This is a genomic window from Pseudomonas sp. 20-5 (assembly GCF_056782835.1).
Map to the genome: position 1 here is coordinate 1,308,301 of NZ_CM165584.1, position 20,431 is coordinate 1,328,731.

At 65.0% G+C, this 20,431-nt stretch carries 20 protein-coding genes; 15 read left to right on the forward strand and 5 right to left on the reverse strand.

Annotated features, from left to right (window positions below):
- Positions 1–4: 4 nt before the first annotated feature.
- Complete coding sequence (locus tag AC1RB9_RS06160) at positions 5–805, reverse strand: cytochrome C assembly family protein (protein ID WP_003092649.1); 801 nt, start codon at positions 803–805, stop codon at positions 5–7.
- A gap of 300 nt (positions 806–1,105) precedes the next feature.
- On the opposite strand from AC1RB9_RS06160, the gene ffh reads away from it, so the two are divergent.
- The 6 genes from ffh (at position 1,106) to AC1RB9_RS06190 (ending at position 5,217) form a co-directional block, all read left to right on the forward strand.
- Positions 1,106–2,479: a signal recognition particle protein gene (gene ffh / locus AC1RB9_RS06165; RefSeq protein WP_003092645.1), complete on the forward strand. Its 1,374-nt coding sequence runs from the start codon at positions 1,106–1,108 to the stop codon at positions 2,477–2,479.
- Positions 2,480–2,688: 209 nt separating this feature from the next.
- Complete coding sequence (gene rpsP, locus AC1RB9_RS06170) at positions 2,689–2,940, forward strand: 30S ribosomal protein S16 (RefSeq protein WP_003092643.1); 252 nt, start codon at positions 2,689–2,691, stop codon at positions 2,938–2,940.
- Positions 2,941–2,955: 15 nt separating this feature from the next.
- On the forward strand, positions 2,956–3,483 hold the full coding sequence (rimM, locus tag AC1RB9_RS06175; protein ID WP_003092640.1) for a ribosome maturation factor RimM: 528 nt from the start codon (positions 2,956–2,958) through the stop codon (positions 3,481–3,483).
- Between the two features lie 6 nt (positions 3,484–3,489).
- Complete coding sequence (gene trmD / locus AC1RB9_RS06180) at positions 3,490–4,248, forward strand: tRNA (guanosine(37)-N1)-methyltransferase TrmD (protein WP_003119312.1); 759 nt, start codon at positions 3,490–3,492, stop codon at positions 4,246–4,248.
- Between the two features lie 41 nt (positions 4,249–4,289).
- A complete protein-coding gene (gene rplS, locus AC1RB9_RS06185) occupies positions 4,290–4,640 on the forward strand; it encodes a 50S ribosomal protein L19 (RefSeq protein WP_003092637.1) in 351 nt (116 codons plus the stop codon).
- Positions 4,641–4,791: 151 nt separating this feature from the next.
- Positions 4,792–5,217 (forward strand): acyl-CoA thioesterase, encoded by a 426-nt coding sequence (locus AC1RB9_RS06190; RefSeq protein ID WP_003092635.1) that lies wholly within the window; start codon positions 4,792–4,794, stop codon positions 5,215–5,217.
- Positions 5,218–5,286: 69 nt separating this feature from the next.
- Here AC1RB9_RS06190 and AC1RB9_RS06195 read toward each other — a convergent pair whose 3' ends face one another.
- Together AC1RB9_RS06195 and AC1RB9_RS06200 are read right to left on the reverse strand one after the other, a co-directional pair.
- A complete protein-coding gene (locus AC1RB9_RS06195; protein WP_003119314.1) occupies positions 5,287–5,973 on the reverse strand; it encodes a cyclic di-GMP-binding domain-containing protein, MshE-related in 687 nt (228 codons plus the stop codon).
- A gap of 112 nt (positions 5,974–6,085) precedes the next feature.
- Entirely contained in the window at positions 6,086–7,921 is a 1,836-nt protein-coding gene (locus tag AC1RB9_RS06200) for a cation:proton antiporter (protein ID WP_003453699.1), read from the reverse strand.
- A 214-nt stretch (positions 7,922–8,135) separates the two neighbouring features.
- Between AC1RB9_RS06200 and xerD the strand changes: the two genes are divergently transcribed.
- The 4 genes from xerD to thrC all read left to right on the forward strand — a co-directional run bounded on the left by xerD (position 8,136) and on the right by thrC (position 12,867).
- Entirely contained in the window at positions 8,136–9,032 is an 897-nt protein-coding gene (gene xerD / locus AC1RB9_RS06205; protein WP_003092629.1) for a site-specific tyrosine recombinase XerD, read from the forward strand.
- A gap of 126 nt (positions 9,033–9,158) precedes the next feature.
- Positions 9,159–9,887, forward strand: a complete 729-nt coding sequence (dsbC, locus tag AC1RB9_RS06210; RefSeq protein WP_003092626.1) for a bifunctional protein-disulfide isomerase/oxidoreductase DsbC — start codon at positions 9,159–9,161, stop codon at positions 9,885–9,887.
- 213 nt (positions 9,888–10,100) lie between these two features.
- Positions 10,101–11,405, forward strand: a complete 1,305-nt coding sequence (locus tag AC1RB9_RS06215; RefSeq protein ID WP_003109642.1) for a homoserine dehydrogenase — start codon at positions 10,101–10,103, stop codon at positions 11,403–11,405.
- A 52-nt stretch (positions 11,406–11,457) separates the two neighbouring features.
- Positions 11,458–12,867, forward strand: a complete 1,410-nt coding sequence (gene thrC, locus AC1RB9_RS06220; RefSeq protein ID WP_003092622.1) for a threonine synthase — start codon at positions 11,458–11,460, stop codon at positions 12,865–12,867.
- A 53-nt stretch (positions 12,868–12,920) separates the two neighbouring features.
- Here the strand turns inward: thrC and AC1RB9_RS06225 are convergent, their stop codons facing one another.
- On the reverse strand, positions 12,921–14,126 hold the full coding sequence (locus AC1RB9_RS06225; RefSeq protein WP_030048692.1) for a poly(ethylene terephthalate) hydrolase family protein: 1,206 nt from the start codon (positions 14,124–14,126) through the stop codon (positions 12,921–12,923).
- A 112-nt stretch (positions 14,127–14,238) separates the two neighbouring features.
- Here AC1RB9_RS06225 and AC1RB9_RS06230 point away from each other — a divergent pair, with 112 nt between their 5' ends.
- Entirely contained in the window at positions 14,239–14,523 is a 285-nt protein-coding gene (locus AC1RB9_RS06230) for a DUF3509 domain-containing protein (protein WP_003092618.1), read from the forward strand.
- Between the two features lie 184 nt (positions 14,524–14,707).
- Here AC1RB9_RS06230 and AC1RB9_RS06235 read toward each other — a convergent pair whose 3' ends face one another.
- Positions 14,708–15,937 carry a CaiB/BaiF CoA transferase family protein gene (locus tag AC1RB9_RS06235; RefSeq protein WP_004351428.1) on the reverse strand — a complete coding sequence of 410 codons (1,230 nt, stop codon included), beginning with the start codon at positions 15,935–15,937 and terminating at the stop codon, positions 14,708–14,710.
- A 304-nt stretch (positions 15,938–16,241) separates the two neighbouring features.
- On the opposite strand from AC1RB9_RS06235, the gene bacA reads away from it, so the two are divergent.
- Genes bacA through AC1RB9_RS06255 form a run of 4 tightly spaced genes read left to right on the forward strand, consistent with a single transcriptional unit; the run spans position 16,242 to position 20,371 of the window.
- On the forward strand, positions 16,242–16,862 hold the full coding sequence (gene bacA, locus AC1RB9_RS06240; RefSeq protein ID WP_003092612.1) for a biofilm formation regulator BacA: 621 nt from the start codon (positions 16,242–16,244) through the stop codon (positions 16,860–16,862).
- Positions 16,863–16,876: 14 nt separating this feature from the next.
- On the forward strand, positions 16,877–17,572 hold the full coding sequence (locus AC1RB9_RS06245; protein ID WP_003092609.1) for a PspA/IM30 family protein: 696 nt from the start codon (positions 16,877–16,879) through the stop codon (positions 17,570–17,572).
- Between the two features lie 55 nt (positions 17,573–17,627).
- Positions 17,628–18,269, forward strand: a complete 642-nt coding sequence (locus AC1RB9_RS06250; RefSeq protein ID WP_003100672.1) for a hypothetical protein — start codon at positions 17,628–17,630, stop codon at positions 18,267–18,269.
- A 35-nt stretch (positions 18,270–18,304) separates the two neighbouring features.
- Positions 18,305–20,371, forward strand: coding sequence for a flotillin family protein (locus AC1RB9_RS06255; protein ID WP_003113833.1), 2,067 nt, complete (start codon positions 18,305–18,307; stop codon positions 20,369–20,371).
- Positions 20,372–20,431: the final 60 nt, after the last annotated feature.

Genomic DNA, 20,431 nt, shown 5'->3' on the forward strand with positions numbered 1-20,431 from the left:
CCCATCAGATGTGCAGGATGAATTCCCGCACCAGCTTGCTGCCGAAGTACGCCAACATCAACAGGCAGAAACCGGCCAGGGTCCAGCGGATCGCCTTGTGGCCCCGCCAGCCGAGCTGGTGGCGACCCCAGAGGAGCACGGCGAAGACCACCCAGGCGAAGCAGGACAGGATGGTCTTGTGCGCCAGGTGCTGGGCGAACAGGTTGTCGACGAACAGCCATCCGGACAGCAGCGACAGCGAAAGCAGCGACCAGCCGCCCCAGAGGAAGCCGAACAGCAGGCTTTCCATGGTTTGCAGGGGCGGGAAGTTGCGGATCAGCCCGGACGGATGCTTGTGCTTGAGGCGGTAGTCCTGGAGCAGCAGCAAGAGCGCCTGGAACACCGCGATGGTGAGCAGGCCGTAGGCCAGGATCGAGAGCAGGATGTGGGCCAGGATGCCCGGCTGTTCGTTGATCGGCTCGACGGTGCCGTGGGGGATGAGTACCGCCAGCAGGGTGGTGAGGGCGCCCAGCGGGAATAGAAGGAGGAGCAGGTTCTCCACCGGTATCCGCAAGGTCGCCAGCAGGGTCAGGAGAATTACCGCGGCGGCGATCAGGCTGGCGGCGTTGAAGAAGTCCAGCACCAGGCCGGCCGGGGTCAGCAATTGCTGGTAGAGGCTGAAGGCGTGGGCGACCAGTGCCAGGAGTCCGAACAGGAGCAGCAGGGGTTTGCCCGGCGCGGTGCGCTTGGACACACAGGCACCCTGGTAGGCGGCGGTGCCGAGATAGAGAACAGCAGCGATGAGGCTGGGCAGCAGGGGATGCATAAGTCCTTGTAATCGCGGGCCCGAAAGGATGGGAGTTTGGCATAGATCGAGCGTCGCGAGAAAGCCGTTGCGAACAGTTCTCTCGTACCTGTGGCCGGGTTGGCGGACCGCCTGCCGCGGGCGCCGCGACCTCATGGCCCGGCAGTCGCTTCGGCAAAGACGGAACGCATCGGCAAATCAAGGACTTGAGGCTGGCCTCCGGTCGTCGCCGGACACACACTCCGTCTTTCATCGCGTGTCCCGCGACGCGCTCTTGGTTATAATCCGCCGCTTGCCGCAACCCCCGTGGAAGGATCGCGCATGTTCGAAAACCTTACAGACCGCCTCTCGCAGACGCTTCGCCATGTCACCGGCAAGGCCAAGCTGACCGAGGACAACATCAAGGACACTCTGCGCGAAGTGCGCATGGCCCTGCTCGAGGCCGACGTGGCCCTGCCGGTGGTCAAGGACTTCGTCAACAAGGTCAAGGAGCGCGCCGTCGGCACCGAGGTCTCGAAGAGCCTGACCCCGGGACAGGCGTTCGTGAAGATCGTCCGCGCCGAACTCGAGGAGTTGATGGGGGCGGCCAACGAGGACCTGGCGCTGAGCGTCGCGCCGCCGGCGGTGATCCTGATGGCCGGCCTGCAGGGCGCGGGCAAGACCACCACCGCGGGCAAGCTGGCGCGCTTCCTTAAGGAACGCAAGAAGAAGTCGGTGATGGTGGTTTCCGCCGACGTCTACCGTCCCGCCGCGATCAAGCAGCTGGAAACCCTGGCGGGCGAGGTCGGCGTAACCTTCTTCCCTTCCGACGTCAGCCAGAAGCCGGTGGCCATCGCCGAGGCGGCGATCCGCGAGGCGAGGCTGAAGTTCATCGACGTGGTGATCGTCGATACCGCAGGCCGCCTGCACATCGATGCCGACATGATGGACGAGATCAAGCAGGTGCACGCGGCGATCAAGCCGGCGGAAACCCTGTTCGTGGTCGATGCCATGACCGGCCAGGACGCCGCCAACACCGCCAAGGCCTTCAATGACGCCTTGCCGCTGACCGGTGTGGTCCTGACCAAGGTCGACGGCGACGCGCGTGGTGGTGCCGCGCTCTCGGTGCGGGCGATCACCGGCAAGCCGATCAAGTTCCTCGGCATGGGCGAAAAGAGCGAAGCGCTCGATCCGTTCCATCCCGACCGCGTGGCCTCGCGCATCCTCGGCATGGGCGACGTGCTCAGCCTGATCGAACAGGCCGAGCAGAACCTCGACCGCGACAAGGCCGAGAAGCTGGCGAAGAAGATCAAGAAGGGCAAGGGCTTCGACCTGGAAGACTTCCGCGACCAGTTGCAACAGATGAAGAACATGGGCGGCCTCGGCGGGCTCATGGACAAGCTGCCGATGCTCGGCGGGGTCAACCTGGCGCAGATGGGCAATGCCCAGGGTGCTGCGGAGAAACAGTTCAAGCAGATGGAGGCGATCATCAACTCGATGACGCCCGGCGAACGGCGCGATCCGGAAATGATCAGCGGCTCGCGCAAGCGCCGCATCGCCCTTGGCTCCGGTACCCAGGTGCAGGACGTCGGCCGGCTGATCAAGCAGCACAAGCAGATGCAGAAGATGATGAAGAAGGTCACCGCCAAGGGCGGCATGGCCAAGATGATGCGAGGCATGGGCAGTATGTTCCCGGGGGGCATGCCCAAGCTTTGATCGGACGCGCGGCCGCTGGCCACGCCGGCGGTTTCGCTCCGTCGGCCGGCGGGCGGACCGTGTGCTTCCCGCGCTCTCCGCGCCGGCCGATGGGTGGCCGAAAAAGAGATTTGCAAATTCCCCGATAATCCTTAGAATATGCGGCCTTTCGGGCCGTGGGCCCAGCGTGCATTCATTTTGCAAGCACCGACTACAGGAACGAAGTTCACATGGTAACCATCCGTCTTGCTCGTGGCGGCTCCAAAAAGCGCCCCTTCTACCACCTGACCGTGACCAACAGCCGCAATGCGCGCGATGGTCGCTTCGTCGAGCGCATCGGTTTCTTCAATCCGGTTGCGACTGGTGGCGAAGTGCGTCTGTCCGTCGACCAGGAGCGTGCTACCTACTGGCTCGGCCAGGGTGCACAGCCGTCTGAGCGCGTTGCTCAGCTGCTCAAGGACGCTGCCAAGGCAAACGCCTAAGCCGTCATGAGTGAAATGCCGACACCCGCCGACGACCTGGTCGTGATCGGCAAGATCGTTTCGGTGTACGGCATCCGCGGTGAGGTGAAGGTGTATTCCTTTACCGACCCGTTGGACAACCTGCTGGACTATCGCCGCTGGACGCTCCGGCGCGACGGCGAGATTCGGCAGGCCGAGCTGGTCAGGGGGCGCCTGCATGGCAAGGTCCTGGCCGCCAAGCTCAAGGGGCTCGACGATCGCGAAGAGGCCCGCACCTTCACCGGTTACGAGATCTGCATCCCGCGTAGCGAGTTGCCCTCTCTCGAGGAAGGTGAGTACTACTGGCACCAGCTGGAAGGCCTGAAGGTGATCGACCAGGGCGGGCAGTTGCTCGGCGTGATCGACCATCTGCTGGAAACCGGTGCCAACGATGTCATGGTGGTCAAGCCCTGCGCGGGCAGCCTGGACGACCGCGAGCGCCTGTTGCCCTACACCGGGCAGTGCGTGCTGTCGATCGACCTGGCCGCTGGCGAGATGCGGGTGGACTGGGACGCGGACTTCTGATCATCCATGGACAAGCGTTTGTGGGTGGGCGTCGTCAGCATCTTTCCGGAGATGTTCCGCGCGATCAGTGACTATGGCATCACCAGCCGTGCGGTAAAGCAGGGGTTGCTCACGCTGACCTGCTGGAATCCACGGGACTACACCGAGGACCGCCACCAGACGGTGGACGACCGGCCCTTCGGCGGTGGCCCTGGCATGGTGATGAAGATCAAGCCTCTGGAGGGCGCGCTGGCGGATGCCAGGCAAGCCGCCGGGGGCAGGAAGGCGAAGGTGATCTACCTTTCGCCGCAAGGCCGCCAGCTGACGCAGGCGGGCGTACGCGAACTGGCCGAAGAGGAAGCGTTGATCCTCATCGCCGGGCGCTACGAAGGCATCGACGAGCGCTTCATCGAAGAGCACGTCGATGAAGAATGGTCGATCGGCGATTATGTCCTGTCCGGCGGTGAGTTGCCGGCCATGGTGCTGGTCGATGCAGTGACGCGGTTGCTGCCCGGTGCATTGGGTCATGCAGATTCCGCCGAGGAGGACTCCTTCACGGATGGCCTGCTCGACTGCCCGCACTACACCCGACCCGAGGTGTACGCGGACAAACGTGTTCCTGAAGTGTTGCTCAGTGGCAACCATGAACACATCCGGCGTTGGCGTTTGCAGCAGGCCCTTGGGCGGACCTGGGAACGACGCGCCGATCTTCTGGATAGCCGCTCGCTTTCTGGAGAAGAGCAGAAGCTGCTGGCGGAATATATCCGTCAGCGGGACGATAGTTAACGTATCGATGGCTGGCCGATTGCCGGTCTTAGGAGCACAGCATGACCAACAAGATCATTCAGCAGATCGAAGCTGAACAGATGAACAAAGAGATCCCGGCGTTCGCCCCCGGCGATACCGTGATCGTCCAGGTCAAGGTGAAGGAAGGCGACCGTCAGCGTCTGCAGGCCTTCGAAGGCGTCGTTATCGCCAAGCGCAACCGTGGCCTGAACAGCGCCTTCACCGTGCGCAAGATCTCCAACGGCGTGGGCGTGGAACGTACCTTCCAGACCTACAGCCCGATCGTCGACAGCCTGAGCGTCAAGCGTCGCGGCGACGTGCGCAAGGCCAAGCTGTACTACCTCCGCGCCCTGTCCGGCAAGGCCGCGCGCATCAAGGAAAAACTGGTCTAATCTGGTTCTTCTCCGAGAAAAGCAGCCCGAGGGCTGCTTTTTTCATGTCTGGCGTTCGCCTTTCCGGCGGCGCTTCCTACTGCCCACGGCAGCGCATAACCAGTACAACATCCGCGGCACCCAGGCAGCCACTCCATCCGGTATTCGTGGCATGACCCCCAGAGAGCAAGAAATCCTGCGTCGCACCGAGCTTTCCGAAACCCGTGTGACCAAGGCGGTATTCCCGCCCACCACCAATCACCACAACACCCTGTTCGGCGGGACTGCGCTGGCCTGGATGGACGAGGTCTCGTTCATCACCGCGACCCGTTTCTGCCGCCTGCCGCTGGTGACCGTTTCCACCGATCGCATCGACTTCAACCACCCGATCCCGGCGGGCTCGATCGTCGAACTGGTCGGACGGGTGGTCAAGGTCGGCAACACCAGCCTCAAGGTGGAGGTCGAGGTGTACCTGGAAAGCATGTACGCCGACGGTCGCGAGAAGGCCATACACGGCCTGTTCAGCTTCGTTGCCATCGACGACGAAAAGCGGCCGGTTCCGGTCCTGCCGGGGTTCCCGGCCAGCCAGGCGGCTTGAGACAGGCGGAAAGAAGGCACCCACGGGTGCCTTTTCCATATCCCCGGACGATCCGGCCCTGGGTTGGGATCAGGGCCGCAGGCTGATCTTCAGGGAGGCCTGGGACAGGTCGATCTGTTGCAGGCTGACGCTGCCGAACGTCTGCTCGCGCGGCGCGCCGGCAATGCGAATATTGTCGAAGCGCACCTCGCCGATACTGCTCGGCAGGCGCAGGTTGACCGAGCCGTCGGGGTTGAGCGTGCTTTGCGTCTTGCCGGTTTCGTAGCGAACGTCGCTCATCGAGGTTTCCGCCTCCAGGCTGTCGAGCATCGGCATCACCAGCTTCGCCAGTTGCTTCACCGCGGCCAGTCCGTCGCCGCCCTCGGCCTTCAGGAACAGGCCCTCGAGGCTTTCGTTGAGGCCCTGGGCGTTGACGTTGCTCATCTCGACGTCGGTCAGCGGACGCAGGTTCTTCGGCAATTCCTGGCGGCTCATGGCCGCTGGCGGCTGCATACGCTGGATGTCGGCGCTGGCCATCTGGAACGGACTGAGCAGGGCGGCGACCAGGGTCGCGGCCAGGCGCAGGTTGGTCTGCTTCTTCAGCGCCTTCTTCAGTTGCCGTTCGCTCAGCAGGCCCTGCTCGATCAGGGTTTCGCCCAGGCGCTTGTGGTTGCTCAACTGCGCCTGGATCGCGGCGTCCAGTTGGGCGGCGCTAATCAGCCCCTTGTTGATCAGGATCTGGCCCAGGCGGGAATGTTGTTGATTGGACATGGTCATGGCCTGATGAAAAAAGAGAATGATGGCTAGATGCAATCATCCTCTTCGTGGGCTTCGTTTGTCACCCAACCTTGGATAGGGTGACGACGGTCTTTCGTCGGTTCGTTGAAGTCTAGTCGGCGATTTCCGTGGCCTGCGACTTGCTGACTGACGGTTCCGCGTCGATCAGCGACAGCAGCGTCCAGCCGGTGCCCGGCGCCAGCGTGGACTGTGGCGTGGCGACGTGCATCCTGCCGTTCGGATCGCGGGCGAACAGCAGGATCGCGGACTCGCCGTGCAGCGCCTGGTAGTCGTTCCAGCCGAAGGTGTCGGTGAGCAGGGTGGTGCGGATTTCGGCGCCGCGCGACAGCAGGCTGGCGAACTGCGCGTAGGTCAGCGGTCGCTGGCCAAGTGGGCGGCCACGGTGTTCGTCGCTGGAGCGGTGCTTGTCGGTACGCTTGGCTTCCTGGCTGGTCGGCAGGCCGAACAGCTGGCGATGGCCGAACTCGTGGCGGAAGCGCATGGCCGCCAGGGTATTCAGCTCGCCGGCTGGAGAAACCCCCAGCAAGTGCCCGATGCCGACCAGGTCGAGGTGGGCTTCGGCGTGCTGCGAGGTGGGATTGCCGAAATAGGTGGGCAGGTTGTCCATGCGGGCGGCGCGGATGTTTTCCCAGCTCGAATCAGTCAGCAGCACGCGGCTGCCGAGGCTCTTCAGGGCCTTGCCGATGGCGCGCCCGACCGGATTGGCGCCGACGATCAGGTAGCCGCTGGGCGAGGGCTCGGCGACCTTCAGCAGGCGCGCCAGGGGGCGGGCGGTGGCGCTTTGCAGGACCACCGTGCCGATGATCACCAGAAAGGTCAGCGGCACCAGCAGCGCCGCCTGGGCATGGCCTTCGGCGCTCAGGCGGATGGCGAAGATCGCCGAGACCGCCGCGGCGACGATCCCGCGCGGGGCGATCCAGCTGAGCAGGGCGCGCTCGCGCCAGCTCAGCGGCGAACCCCAGGTCGACAGCGCCACGTTCAGCGGCCGGGCGACGAGCTGGATCAGCAGCAGCACCAGCAGCGCCGCCGGGCCCAGGCCGAGCAGGGCATTGATGTCCAGGCGCGCGGCCAGGAGGATGAACAGGCCGGAAATCAGCAGGACGCTGAGGTTTTCCTTGAAGTGCAGGATCTGCCGTACGTCGACGCCCTTCATGTTGGCCAGGCCCATGCCCATCAGGGTGACGGCGAGCAGTCCGGATTCGTGCATCACCCGGTTCGAGGCGATGAATACGCCCAGCACCGCGGCCAGCGTCGCCAGGTTGTGCAGGTAGTCCGGCAGCCAGTGGCGGCGCAGGACGATGCCCAGCGCCCAGCCGCCGAGGATGCCGAACAGGCTGCCGCAGAGGATCACTCCACCGAAGGTCTGCAGGCTGTGTAGCCAGCCATCGCCTTCGCCGCTGGAGATGATGAAGCTGTACACCACTACCGCCAGCAGGGCGCCGATGGGATCGATGACGATGCCTTCCCAGCGCAGGATGTTCGCCACCGCGGCCTTGGGCCGGACCACCCGCAGCATCGGAACGATCACCGTGGGCCCGGTGACCAGGGTCAGGGTGCCGAACAGCAGGGCCATTTCCCAGCTGAAGTCGAGCAGGTAGTGGGCGGCCAGGGCGATCACGCCCCAGGTCGAGAGCGCGCCGATGGTCACCATTCGGTGCACCACGGTGCCGATTTCCTTCCATTCGCTGAAATGCAGGGTCAGGCTGCCCTCGAAGAGGATCAGCGCCACTGCCAGGGATACCAGTGGGAACAGCAGGGGGCCGAACATCTCGTCCGGATCGAGCCAGCCGAGTAGCGGGCCGGCGACAATCCCGGACAGCAGCAGGAAAAGAATGGCTGGCAGGCGCAGGCGCCAGGCCAGCCATTGACTGAGCAGGGCGGCGGCACCGATGCCGCCGAGGGCGAGCAGGATAGCGTTCTGGTCCATCGAGGATTCCTTGTCAGCGTCGCTCCGCTCGTCCTGAGCCGGGGCGAACCATCGAGCCACATGGCTCCGCTTTTTCCCGCGGGCACGGGAAGCCGGCCGACCTCCTGTCGACCGGCCTGACTAACCATTACGTGGCGATGACGGCCAACGCTCGCGATAGCGCCCAGGCTATGAAAGACTAGCCGCGCTTTCATTTGGTTCGCAGCCTTCATCCATGAGTACCCTCGAACATCCCCTGATCGACCGTTTCCTCGATGCCCTGTGGCTGGAAAAAGGCCTTGCCGACAACACCCGCGAGGCTTATCGCAACGACCTCCAGCAGTTCAACGCCTGGCTCGATGGCCGCGGGCTGCGCCTGGAGGGCATCGGCCGCGACGCCATCCTCGATCACCTGGCCTGGCGCCTGGAACAGGGCTACAAGGCCCGCTCGACCGCGCGCTTCCTCTCCGGCCTGCGTGGCTTCTATCGCTATTGCCTGCGCGACGGCCTGATCGCCGAGGATCCCACCTTGCAGGTGGACCTGCCGCAACTGGGCAAGCCGTTGCCGAAATCCCTCTCCGAAGCGGACGTCGAGGCATTGCTGGCGGCGCCGGAAGTCGACGACCCGCTGGGCCTGCGCGATCGCACCATGCTCGAAGTGCTGTATGCCTGCGGCCTGCGGGTCAGCGAACTGGTCGGCCTGACCCTGGAGCAGGTCAACCTGCGCCAGGGCGTGGTCAAGGTGTTCGGCAAGGGCAGCAAGGAGCGCCTGGTGCCGCTCGGCGAGGAAGCCATCGGCTGGCTCGAACGCTACCTGCGCGAGGCTCGCGGCGACCTGCTCGGCGGGCGGCCCAGCGACGTGCTGTTCCCCAGCCTGCGCGGCGAACAGATGACCCGCCAGACCTTCTGGCATCGCATCAAGCATCACGCGCAGGTGGCGGCGATCGGCACGTCGATTTCGCCGCACACCCTGCGCCACGCCTTCGCCACCCACCTGCTCAACCATGGCGCCGACCTGCGGGTGGTGCAGATGCTGCTCGGCCACAGCGACCTGTCGACCACCCAGATCTATACCCATATCGCCCGGGCCCGCCTCCAGGATCTGCACGCACGCCACCACCCGCGAGGCTGACGCTTTGTCCGAAAAATCCGTACCTACCCGAAAAGAGGCGCTTTCGTAGCGTTCTGCGACAAGCGTCGGGCCCGTCGGGATAGTGGTCTATGGTAGGCTTCGCCGACCGCACGACAGGAGTGACACATGCGCGTGACCCGTTTTCTGGCTGCTGCCGCCCTCGGCCTGATGAGTACCCTGGCCCTGGCAGACAATGCCGATCAGAACATCCGCAAGACCCTGCAGGCCCTGCAACCGGACCTGCCCATCGACTCCATCGCCAGCAGCCCGCTGCAGGGGCTCTACCAGGTGCAGCTGAAGGGCGGCCGGGTGCTCTACGCCAGCGCCGACGGCCAGTTCGTCATGCAGGGCTACCTCTACCAGGTGAAGGACGGCAAGCCGGTCAACCTGACCGAGAAGGCCGAGAGCCAGGCGATCGCCAAGGCGATCAACGGCGTGCCCGCCAGCGAGATGGTGGTGTATCCGGCCAAGGGCCAGGCCAAGGCGCACATCACGGTGTTCACCGATACCACCTGCCCGTACTGCCAGAAGCTGCATGCCGAGGTGCCGGACCTGACCGAGCAGGGGATCGAGGTGCGCTACATGGCGTTCCCGCGCCAGGGGCCGCAGTCGGCGGGCGACAAGCAACTGCAGGCGGTCTGGTGTGCGAAGGAGCCGACCAAGGCGATGGACGCCATGATGAACGGCAAGGAAATCAAGTCTTCCGAGTGCAAGAACCCGGTCGACAAGCAGTTCCAGATGGGCCAGATGGTCGGGGTGCAGGGAACGCCGGCGATCGTCCTTGCCAACGGCCAGTTGCTCCCCGGCTACCAGCCGGCCAAGCAGTTGGCCAAGCTGGCGCTGGAGGCCAAATAGCGCCGGGTCTGCCGAACAATTGACTAATAAAGAGCCGCTTCGTAATGTGCGGCTCTTTTGTTTTCATCATTGGCGATTTCCGCCGCCCGCTGGCGGAATCCATCGCCAGGATGTGTCGTGGCCCGTACAGTGGTCGCGTCAACCTCGATTCGCTCGGGGAACCATAGCAGGCCGGCGCGTCCGGCCGTCGTAGGTGAGATGGGGAGTTCCAGCGTGAAACCGGTCAAAGTAGGCATCTGTGGGTTGGGGACCGTCGGTGGCGGTACCTTCAATGTACTCGAACGCAACGCCGAGGAGATTGCCCGCCGTGCCGGGCGCGGTATCGAGGTTGCGCAGATCGCCGCCCGCCGGCCGAACCCGAAGTGCGATACCGGTGCGACCCCCATCACCGCCGATATCTTCGACGTAGCGTGCAATCCCGAGATCGACGTGGTCGTCGAGTTGATCGGCGGCTACACCCTGGCCCACGAGCTGGTGCTCAAGGCCATCGAGAACGGCAAGCACGTGGTCACCGCGAACAAGGCGCTGATCGCCGTGCACGGCAACGAGATCTTCGCCAAGGCCCGCGAGAAGGGCGTGATCGTCGCCTTCGAGGCCGCTGTCGCCGGCGGCATCCCGGTGATCAAGGCGATCCGCGAGGGGCTGTCGGCCAACCGCATCAACTGGCTGGCCGGGATCATCAACGGTACCGGCAACTTCATCCTCAGCGAAATGCGCGAGAAGGGCCGTACCTTCCCCGACGTGCTCGCCGAGGCCCAGGCCCTGGGCTATGCCGAGGCCGACCCGACCTTCGACGTGGAAGGCATCGACGCCGCCCACAAGCTGACCATCCTCGCCTCGATCGCCTTCGGCATTCCGCTGCAGTTCGACAAGGCCTACACCGAAGGCATCTCGAAACTGACCAGCGCCGACGTCAACTACGCCGACGCCCTCGGCTATCGCATCAAGCACCTGGGCGTGGCGCGTCGCACCGAGAGCGGCTTCGAGCTGCGCGTGCACCCGACCCTGATTCCCTCGGATCGCCTGATCGCCAACGTCAACGGCGTGATGAACGCGGTGATGGTCAACGGCGACGCCGTCGGCTCGACCCTCTACTACGGCGCCGGTGCCGGCATGGAGCCGACCGCTTCCTCGGTGGTGGCCGACCTCGTCGACGTGGTCCGCGCCATGACCTCCGATCCGGAGAACCGCGTACCGCACCTGGCGTTCCAGCCGGACGCGCTGTCCGACCACCCGATCCTGCCGATCGAAGCCTGCGAAAGCGCCTACTACCTGCGCATCCAGGCCAAGGACCACCCGGGCGTACTGGCCCAGGTGGCCACCATCCTGTCCGAGCGCGGCATCAACATCGAATCGATCATGCAGAAGGAGGCCGAGGAACAGGACGGCCTGGTGCCGATGATCCTGGTTACCCACCGGGTCATCGAACAACGCATCAACGATGCCATCGCCGCCCTGGAAGCGCTGGAAGGCGTGTCCGGGCCGGTGGTCCGTATCCGTGTCGAACAACTGAATTGATCGAACGCCGGGCGCCGCTTGCGGGCCCGCGTCAACAGCGAAGGTTTTGAACATGCGTTACATCAGCACCCGCGGCCAAGCGCCCGCCCTGAACTTCGAAGATGTCCTCCTCGCCGGCCTGGCCAGCGACGGCGGCCTCTACGTCCCGGAAAACCTGCCACGCTTCACCCTCGAGGAGATCGCCTCCTGGGTCGGCCTGCCCTACCACGAGCTGGCCTTCCGGGTGATGCGCCCGTTCGTCGCCGGCAGCATCGCCGATGCCGACTTCAAGAAGATCCTCGAGGAAACCTATGGCGTCTTCGCCCATGACGCAGTGGCGCCGCTGCGCCAGTTGAACGGCAACGAATGGGTGCTGGAGCTGTTCCACGGCCCGACCCTGGCCTTCAAGGACTTCGCCCTGCAACTGCTCGGCCGCCTGCTCGACCATGTGCTGGCCAAGCGCGGCGAGCGCGTGGTGATCATGGGGGCCACCTCCGGCGATACCGGCTCCGCGGCCATCGAAGGCTGCCGCCGTTGCGACAACGTCGACATCTTCATCATGCACCCGCACAACCGCGTGTCCGAGGTGCAGCGCCGGCAGATGACCACCATCCTCGGCGACAACATCCACAACATCGCCATCGAAGGCAACTTCGATGACTGCCAGGAGATGGTCAAGGCCAGCTTCGCCGACCAGGGCTTCCTCAAGGGTACCCGCCTGGTAGCGGTGAACTCGATCAACTGGGCGCGGATCATGGCCCAGATCGTCTACTACTTCCATGCCGCGCTGCAGCTCGGCGCGCCGCATCGCTCGGTGGCGTTCTCGGTGCCGACCGGCAACTTCGGCGACATCTTCGCCGGCTACCTGGCGCGCAACATGGGCCTGCCGGTCAGCCAGCTGATCGTCGCGACCAACCGCAACGACATCCTGCACCGCTTCATGAGCGGTAATCGCTACGACAAGGACACCCTGCATCCCTCGCTGTCGCCGTCGATGGATATCATGGTCTCGTCCAACTTCGAACGCCTGCTGTTCGACCTGCACGGCCGCAACGGCAAGGCCGTCGCCGAACTGCTGGATGCCTTCAAGGCCAGCGGCAAGCTGTCGGTGGAAGACCAGCGCTGGACCGAGGCGCGCAAGCTGTTCGACTCCCTGGCGGTCAGCGACGAGCAGACCTGCGAGACCATCGCCGAGGTATACCGCTCCTGTGGCGAGTTGCTCGACCCGCACACCGCCATTGGCGTGCGTGCCGCCCGCGAATGCCGGCGCAGCCTGAGCGTGCCGATGGTGACCCTGGGCACTGCGCATCCGGTCAAGTTCCCCGAAGCGGTGGAGAAGGCCGGCATCGGCCAGGCGCCGGCGCTGCCTGCGCACCTCGCCGACCTGTTCGAGCGCGAGGAGCGCTGCACCGTATTGCCGAACGAGCTGGCCAAGGTACAGGCCTTCGTCAGCCAGCACGGCAATCGCGGCAAGCCGCTCTGAGCCTGTCGTGAAAGGAAGAAGCCCGCCTTGATGGCGGGCTTTTTCATGTCTTCTCAAAGGGCAGCGGCGAGTTTGTTGCGCGAGGGGCGGAGCAGCCTCAGTGGATCGTTGAACTGGATGTCGCTGGCCAGCTTGTAGTAGCGCCCGACGAAATAGTCGCGGGCCTGGGCATCGTTCTTTCCCTGGTACAGCACCCAGGCGACGCTGATGCCGGCGAACTCGTTGTACTCGATCTGTCGCAGCGGGCTGAAGTGGGTCGCCGTGGTGGCCGTGGCGCCCCAGGCGGGCACGTCGCGGATCAACGGGCCCTGCCAGAGGATCGGCCAACTGAGCGGCGGCACGACCACATCGGCCAGTCCGGTCAGCAGCAGGGTCGGGGTCTTTACCGTGGAACCGATGGCCAGGGGGCCTGGCTCGATCGGCAGGGCGCCGACCAGCTTCAACCGTGGCTCGATGAGTTGCAGGGCTTGTGCAGAGAGGCTGGCGCTCTGCAGTGTGGCCTGGCCGCCGGCGGAGTGCCCGGCGACCAGCGTCCGGGAAAAGTCGGCCCGGTCATGCAGGGCCGAGCCCGGGTCCCTGTCCAGTTTCGCGACCTCAAGGATGCCGAGGGCGTGCATCAGCGGGAAGGAATTGATGAAGTCGGAGGAGATCACCACGATGAAGCCGTGGCTGGCCCACAGTTTCATCAGTTCGTGATAGTTGCCGGCGTTGGAAAGTATGCCGCCGACGAAAGTGATGACCGGAAGCTTGGCGTCGGACGCGGCGATGTCCGCCGGATAGTAGACGCTGGTACTGATCGGGCTGGCGAAGCCATAGGGAAAAGCCTCGTTGCAGCGGATCGAGCCGTCCAGCAGGACGATCCTGGCGATGGTCCCGACGAAGCCACGACAATCGGCGAGCACGGCGGTGCTGGCGATCTCGGTGTCGGCGACCGGACGCGCGTACTGGTCGTTGGCCAGGCCCACGGCGCCGAACAGCAGCGAGCCCTGTGCCGTGCCGGCGGCGAATGCCAGCGCGAGGATGAAGGCGCGCCAGGCGCTGCGGGGGGATGCGAAGGCAGTCATGAGATCCTCGCTGTTCGATGCGCAGGGGGAAGTCTCGTTGTTACTGCCTGACGGACGCGCCGGATACTGCAATTTCAAGCAGGTGAAGGCGTTGCGCGAGGGTGGGATGGTTGGAGTTTTTCCCGGTGCTTCCCTTATAGCGGGCTGATCGTTGCGTTGGCCTGGTTCGGCTCGAATGGCTATTTGCGCCGGCACGTGGCCTTTCGCCAGATGCTGCCGTTAGTCCGGTAAATGCTTGCATCGACGAACCCTATTCGCGTTTTTTCGGTCTTTGACGAGTCTTATTCGTCGAAACAGGAGACCTGATTTGGACAGCCTGAAGCAACGACTGGCCGATGCCTTCGCTCCCCATCCCTTCACCCTCAGCCAGCCCCGGCCCGATGGCGGACGGGTGGTCACGCTGGTCGATCCGCAGGGGGAAACCCTGTTGCAGCGGGTCATCGCCAAGGTGCAGTTGAACGACGAAAGCTATCTCGAGGATGCCGTGCAGACCATTCGCCGGGAATTGCAGGTGCTGGTCGGGCGGATGGAGGAAGACGTGCTGGCGACCTTCCGCGAGCGGGATCACGTGCTGCTGTATTCGTCGCGCTAGCACCGTCTCGTTCGAGGGCGCGTTGCGCATCGGGCGGTCAGGCCGAAGGCGCGCGCCGGTGCAGCGGCTCTTGCCGGATGGCGCCATGCTCGTGGAAGCGTGCGGATAACCCCCTCTCCCTGGCTGGATAGGGGAGAGGGGCCGCCCTGTCCGCGGAGCACCGATGAAGGGCTCCGCGTACCGTTCAGATGGCGCCTTCCCGGCGCAGGGCGGCGATGCCCTCGCTGTCGTAGCCCAGCTCGGCGAGCAGGGCATCGGTATGCTCGCCCAGTTCCGGGCCTACCCAATCCGCCGAGCCTGGCGTGGCGGACAGCTTGGGCACGATGCCAGGCATGCGGAATGGCTTGCCGTCCGGCAAGCGTGCCGAGAGGAACATCTCGCGGGCAAGGAATTGCGGATCGCGGAACATGTCTTCGGCGGAGTAGATGCGGCTGGCCGGGACTTCGGCTCGCGCCAGCACTGCCAGCACTTCCTCCAGGGACTGCGAGGCGACCCAGCGGTCGATAACCCCATAGAGTTCGTCGCGGCGCGCATCGCGCCCGTCGTTGCTGGCCAGTTGCGGGTCGCTGGCCAGGTCGTCGCGGCCGATGGCCTGCATGAAGCGGCGGAAGATCGCGTCGCCGTTGGCGCCGATCTGTACGTGGCGGCCATCGGCGCTGGTGTGGATGGAGGAGGGGGTGATGCCCGGCATGATGTTGCCGGTGCGCTCGCGGATGAAACCGAACACGTCGAATTCCGGAACCATGCTTTCCATCATGGCGAAGATCGCCTCGTAGAGGGCGACGTCGACCATCTGTCCCTCGCCGCCGTTGACCTCGCGGTGTCGCAGCGCCATCAGCGCGCCGATCACGCCCCACAGGGCGGCGATCGAGTCGCCGATGGAAATCCCGGTGCGAACCGGCGGGCGGTCCTCGAAGCCGGTAATGTAGCGCAGTCCGCCCATCGACTCGCCGACCGCGCCGAAGCCCGGCTGGTCCTTGTAGGGGCCGGTCTGGCCGAAGCCCGACAGGCGCACCATCACCAGGCGCGGGTTCAGCGCGTGGAGGACATCCCAGCCCAGGCCGAGCTTTTCCAGTACGCCGGGGCGGAAGTTCTCGATCAGGATGTCGGCATCGCCGAGCAGGCGTTTCAGGATCGCCTGGCCTTCGGCGTGCTTGAGATTGAGGGTCAGGGATTTCTTGTTGCGTGCCTGAACGAACCACCACAGCGAGGTGCCTTCGTAGAGCTTGCGCCACTTGCGCAGTGGATCGCCGCCGTCGGGCGACTCGATCTTGATCACTTCGGCGCCGAACTCGGCGCAGATCCGCGAGGCGAAAGGGCCGGCGATCAGGGTGCCGAGCTCGACCACCTTCAGGCCGGCCAGCGGTTTGGGCGAATGTTCCATGCGGTGTCCGTCAGGCTGCAGTGTGCGCATAGCCTAGAGCATTTGCCGGCGGTGCGGGCGGGTGCCGCGGTAGGGTGAGACGTTTCCCGTTTTTTCCCGATATGCCCGGCGGTCCTTCAATTCCTTTTGCATAGAGGGTTTAATGCGGGAGTCGATACAGGATGTAGCGCGCCAGACACCGAGCCAGGGAGGCCCCTCGTGCCATTTCTTTCTCTCTTTCCTCCCCGTGTTTCTTTTCCATGCTCCGGCCGGCCCGGCGTAGATATGCGCGTGCGTTGGTTTTTATTACATGTGATCTGTTGAAATCTTACATGTGATCTCGTAGTGTGAGTCCATGCAACGGAAATCATCAGCCCATTATCAGCGTGTCTTTCGCCAGCGCCTGCGCGAGCAGGGCCTGGTGAAGAAGGAAGTCTGGATCTTGCCGGAGAACGCCGCGGCGCTCGCCGGCATCGAGCGGATGCTGCGTCGCCCGGCTGCCGGAGCGGCTCATTTGGAGAAGGAGGAAGACATGACGGAAGCCCGGGTATGGAACGCTCGCTCGCTGGCCGAGGCCCTGAGCGGCACCGAGCTGTTCAGCAGCGGCGAGGCCCAGATCGAGCTGATCGAGGGGGCGGAAGCGAGTCTCTATGTGATCATGCGCGAATACGGCGACCTGCCGGTGTTCGTCGCGCCCCAGGGCGAGCAGATCATCGTCGAGGCGCTGCTCTGGCCGGAAAGCGACGTTACCGACGCGACCGCCTTCAACGAAGAGGTCCTGCTCAGCCGGCAACTGTTCCCGCTGTCGAGCATCGGCCTGCTCAACCTGCCGGGCGAGGAGCGCTGCTACAGCATGTTCGGCGCGTTGAGCACGACTTCGTCGCTGGCCAGCGTGCTGCACGAAATCGAAACCCTGGCCGGCAACGTGATCCGCGCCACGGAAGTCTACGCCGGCTACCTGAAAGCCCGGGCCTGAGGGAGGACACCATCATGACGGTATGGAGCAAGCTGCTGAGCGCCCTGCGCGGCGGAGCCAACGAGGTTGGCGAGGCGATCGTCGACAGCCAGGCGCTGCGCATCCTCGACCAGGAGATCCGCGACGCCGACGTCGAACTGCGCAAGTCGCGGGAAGCGCTGGCCTCGATCATGGCCCGCCACCGCCTGGCCCAGGAGCGCGTCGAGAAGGGCGCGGCCCAGGTCGCCGAGTACGAGCAATACGCGATCAAGGCACTGGAGGCCGGCAACGAGGAGCTGGCCCGGGAGGTCGCGGAGAAGATCGCGACCCTGGAGAACCAGCTCGAGGGCGAGCGTGCCCAGGTCGCGGAATTCGCCGCCAGCGTAGCCCAGTTGCGCAAGTCGGTGAGCCAGGCCGAGGGCAACATCCGCCAGCTCAAGCAACAGGTGGATACGGTCAAGGCCACCGAGAGCGTGCAGAAGGCGCAGATGGCCGTTGCCCAGCGCTACGGCAACTCGAAGAGCAAGCTGCAGACCGCGGTGGACTCCCTGGAGCGGATCAAGCAGCGCCAGGCCGAACGCGCGGCGACCATGGATGCCGCGGCCGAACTGGCCAGCGCGGCGGCGCCGGACGATGCGCTGGACGCCAAGCTGCGCGCGGCTGGGATCAAGGCCTCGGGTAACAGCGTGGATGGCGTGCTGGCGCGCCTGAAGGAAAAGGGCAAGGCCTGATAGGCCCGCGGCTCGGCGAAGGCGTCCGGGCCCGTTTTTCAGGGATAGAGCGACAATGGAAGGTTTCCTGCAGACGGCGCTGTCGTTCCCGACCGTGCTGTTCAGCTTTCTTCTGATCCTAGCGATCATCTACTGGGGCATCGTCGCCCTGGGCATGGTCGAGATCGATGTGCTCGATCTCGACGCCGAGTCGGTCGTCGATGGCGCCGGCCAGGCCGAAGGCCTCGCCGCGCTGCTGGCGAAGCTGAAACTCAACGGCGTACCGGTCACCCTGGTGCTGACCCTGCTGTCCTTCTTCGCCTGGTTCCTCTGCTACTTCGTCCAGCTGTGGCTGCTCAGCGCATTGCCGCTCGGCTGGCTGCGCTACCCGTTGGGCGCCGTGGTGGCGGTGGGCGCGCTGTTCCTGGCGGCGCCGCTGGCGGCCACGCTGTGCCGGCCGTTGCGGCCGCTGTTCCGCAAGCTGGAAAGCACCAGCAGCAAGTCGGTGCTGGGCCAGGTCGCGGTGGTGCGCAGCGGGCGGGTCACCCTGCAACATGGCGAGGCGTTGCTGGAAGACGGCGGCGCCGGGCTGATCCTGAAAGTTCGTGCGGAAGAGAACAAAGGCTTCAAGCGCGGCGATCGCGTCGTGCTGCTGGAGTACCTGGAGGCGGAGCACGCCTATCGGGTCGTTACCGAGGAAGAGTTCCGCGGTATCTGACCCGGGCTCGGTGAGAATCAAGGAGAACTGCTGCTATGGATATGACGTCGCTGATGCCCCTCCTGCTGGGAGTGGGCCTGGTCGTTCTGCTGGTCGTGGGCCTGCTGGCCCTGTTCAAGGCCTTCTACATCAAGGTCCCGCAAGGCACCGCGCTGATCGTCAACGACATGTCGTCGACGCCCAAGGTGCATTTCACCGGTGCGCTGGTCTATCCGGTGATCCACCTGAAGGAGTTCATGCGCATCTCGCTGATCACCCTGGAGGTCGACCGGCGCGGCAAGGACGGCCTGATCTGCCGCGACAACATGCGCGCGGACATCACCGTTGCCTTCTACCTGCGGGTCAACGAGACCCAGGACGACGTGCTCAAGGTGGCCAAGGCCATCGGCGTCGACCGTGCTTCCGACCGTTCGGCGGTGAACGAGCTGTTCAATGCCAAGTTCTCCGAGGCGCTGAAGACCGTCGGCAAGCAGTTCGACTTCGTCCAGCTGTTCGAGAATCGCCAGGACTTCCGTGACCGCATCATCGAGGTGATCGGCAACGACCTGAACGGCTACGTCCTGGAAGACGTCGCCATCGACTACCTGGAGCAGACCGCGAAGAACTCGCTGGACCCGAGCAACATCCTCGATGCCGAGGGCATCCGCAAGATCACCGAGCTGACCGCCACCCAGAACGTCATCACCAACGAACTGGAGCGCAACGAAGAGCTGGCGATCAAGAAGAAGAACGTCGAGACCCGCGAGGCGGCCCTGGCCCTGGAGCGCCAGCAGGCTGACGCCGAGGCCCGGCAGAAGCGCGAGATCGAGACCATCCGTGCCCGCGAGGAAGCGGAAACCGCGCGGGTCAAGGAAGAGGAGCGGCTGAAGGCCGAGCAGGCGCGGATCCAGGCGCAGCAGGAAATCGACGTGCGCACCGAGAACCACCAGCGCGAGGTCGAGGTGGCGCAGCAGAACCGCCAGCGCGCGGTGGTCATCGAGGTGGAGAAGGTCACCCGCGCCAAGGACCTGGAGATCGTCGCCCGCGAGCGTGAGGTGGAGCTGCAGAAGATCGAGAAGGAAAAGGCGCTGGAAGAGCAGCGCAAGAACATCGCCAATGTGATTCGCGAGCGCGTCGCGGTGGAAAAGACCGTGGCCCAGGAGGAGGAGCGGATCAAGGAGGTGCGCGAGGTTTCCGAGGCCGAGCGGGTCAAGCAGGTGATCCTGCTGCAGGCCCAGGCGGAAGCCGAGCAGGAGCTGGTACGCCAGGTCAAGCAGGCGGAAGCCGACGAGGCCCGCTCCAAGCACAAGGCGGTGGAAATCAACACCATGGCGCAGGCCGAGCTGGAAGCGGCGTCGAAGCAGGCCGAGGCGAAGAAGCGTCTGGCCGAGGGCATCGAGGCCGAGCGCGCAGCGCCGGGCCTGGCCGATGCGCGGGTGCTGGAAGTCACCGCTGCGGCTAAGGAAAAGGATGGCTTGGCAGCGGCGCGGGTACGTGCCGAACAACTGATCGCCGAAGCCAGGGGCGACGAGGAGCGCGGCCTGGCCGACGCCCGGGTGCTCGAGGCGCAGGCCGCAGCCAAGGAGAAGGACGGCCTGGCCGAAGCCAAGGTGCTGGCCGAGAAGCTCGGCGCCCAGGCGCGCGGCGAGGAGCAGCTCGGCGCGGCCAAGGCCAAGGCCACCAAGGACCAGGGCAGCGCGGAAGCGGAAGTACTGCTGCAGCGCCTGAATGCCGAGGCCGAGGGGCTTGGCAAGAAGTTCGGCGCCCTGGATGCCCTCAGCGACAGCGCTCGCCAGCACGAAGAGTTCCGCATGCAGCTGGAGAAGAGCTTCGAGGAGGCCATGGCAGCCATCGCCGCGAACAAGGACATCGCCAAGGACCAGGCCGAGGTGCTCGCCACCGCGCTGGGCAAGGCGAACATCGAGATCGTCGGCGGCGAGGGCGACTTCTTCAACTCCTTCGCCAAGTCGCTGTCGGTGGGCAAGGCCATCGAAGGTGTGGTCGGCAAGAGCCCGGTGGTGCAGGACGTCCTCGCCCGCCTGCTCAACGGCCGTGGCGCAGCCGCTGCGGTGATGCCGGAACGCAAGAGCGGCCACGAGAACGAGCCGGCGGCGGAAGTCTGAGTCGACCCGCAGCCTCCTCCGCCAACTGCGGAGGCGTTCCGCCCGCGCCCTGAGCGGCGC

What these genes read in the sequence shown, in the direction of transcription:
- AC1RB9_RS06160 (WP_003092649.1), bottom strand. Translation starts at nt 805, where the DNA reads ATGCATCCCCTGCTGCCCAGCCTCATCGCTGCTGTTCTCTATCTCGGC.
- ffh (WP_003092645.1), top strand. Translation starts at nt 1,106, where the DNA reads ATGTTCGAAAACCTTACAGACCGCCTCTCGCAGACGCTTCGCCATGTC.
- rpsP (WP_003092643.1), top strand. Translation starts at nt 2,689, where the DNA reads ATGGTAACCATCCGTCTTGCTCGTGGCGGCTCCAAAAAGCGCCCCTTC.
- rimM (WP_003092640.1), top strand. Translation starts at nt 2,956, where the DNA reads ATGCCGACACCCGCCGACGACCTGGTCGTGATCGGCAAGATCGTTTCG.
- trmD (WP_003119312.1), top strand. Translation starts at nt 3,490, where the DNA reads ATGGACAAGCGTTTGTGGGTGGGCGTCGTCAGCATCTTTCCGGAGATG.
- rplS (WP_003092637.1), top strand. Translation starts at nt 4,290, where the DNA reads ATGACCAACAAGATCATTCAGCAGATCGAAGCTGAACAGATGAACAAA.
- AC1RB9_RS06190 (WP_003092635.1), top strand. Translation starts at nt 4,792, where the DNA reads ATGACCCCCAGAGAGCAAGAAATCCTGCGTCGCACCGAGCTTTCCGAA.
- AC1RB9_RS06195 (WP_003119314.1), bottom strand. Translation starts at nt 5,973, where the DNA reads ATGACCATGTCCAATCAACAACATTCCCGCCTGGGCCAGATCCTGATC.
- AC1RB9_RS06200 (WP_003453699.1), bottom strand. Translation starts at nt 7,921, where the DNA reads ATGGACCAGAACGCTATCCTGCTCGCCCTCGGCGGCATCGGTGCCGCC.
- xerD (WP_003092629.1), top strand. Translation starts at nt 8,136, where the DNA reads ATGAGTACCCTCGAACATCCCCTGATCGACCGTTTCCTCGATGCCCTG.
- dsbC (WP_003092626.1), top strand. Translation starts at nt 9,159, where the DNA reads ATGCGCGTGACCCGTTTTCTGGCTGCTGCCGCCCTCGGCCTGATGAGT.
- thrC (WP_003092622.1), top strand. Translation starts at nt 11,458, where the DNA reads ATGCGTTACATCAGCACCCGCGGCCAAGCGCCCGCCCTGAACTTCGAA.
- AC1RB9_RS06235 (WP_004351428.1), bottom strand. Translation starts at nt 15,937, where the DNA reads ATGCGCACACTGCAGCCTGACGGACACCGCATGGAACATTCGCCCAAA.
- bacA (WP_003092612.1), top strand. Translation starts at nt 16,242, where the DNA reads ATGCAACGGAAATCATCAGCCCATTATCAGCGTGTCTTTCGCCAGCGC.
- AC1RB9_RS06245 (WP_003092609.1), top strand. Translation starts at nt 16,877, where the DNA reads ATGACGGTATGGAGCAAGCTGCTGAGCGCCCTGCGCGGCGGAGCCAAC.
- AC1RB9_RS06250 (WP_003100672.1), top strand. Translation starts at nt 17,628, where the DNA reads ATGGAAGGTTTCCTGCAGACGGCGCTGTCGTTCCCGACCGTGCTGTTC.
- AC1RB9_RS06255 (WP_003113833.1), top strand. Translation starts at nt 18,305, where the DNA reads ATGGATATGACGTCGCTGATGCCCCTCCTGCTGGGAGTGGGCCTGGTC.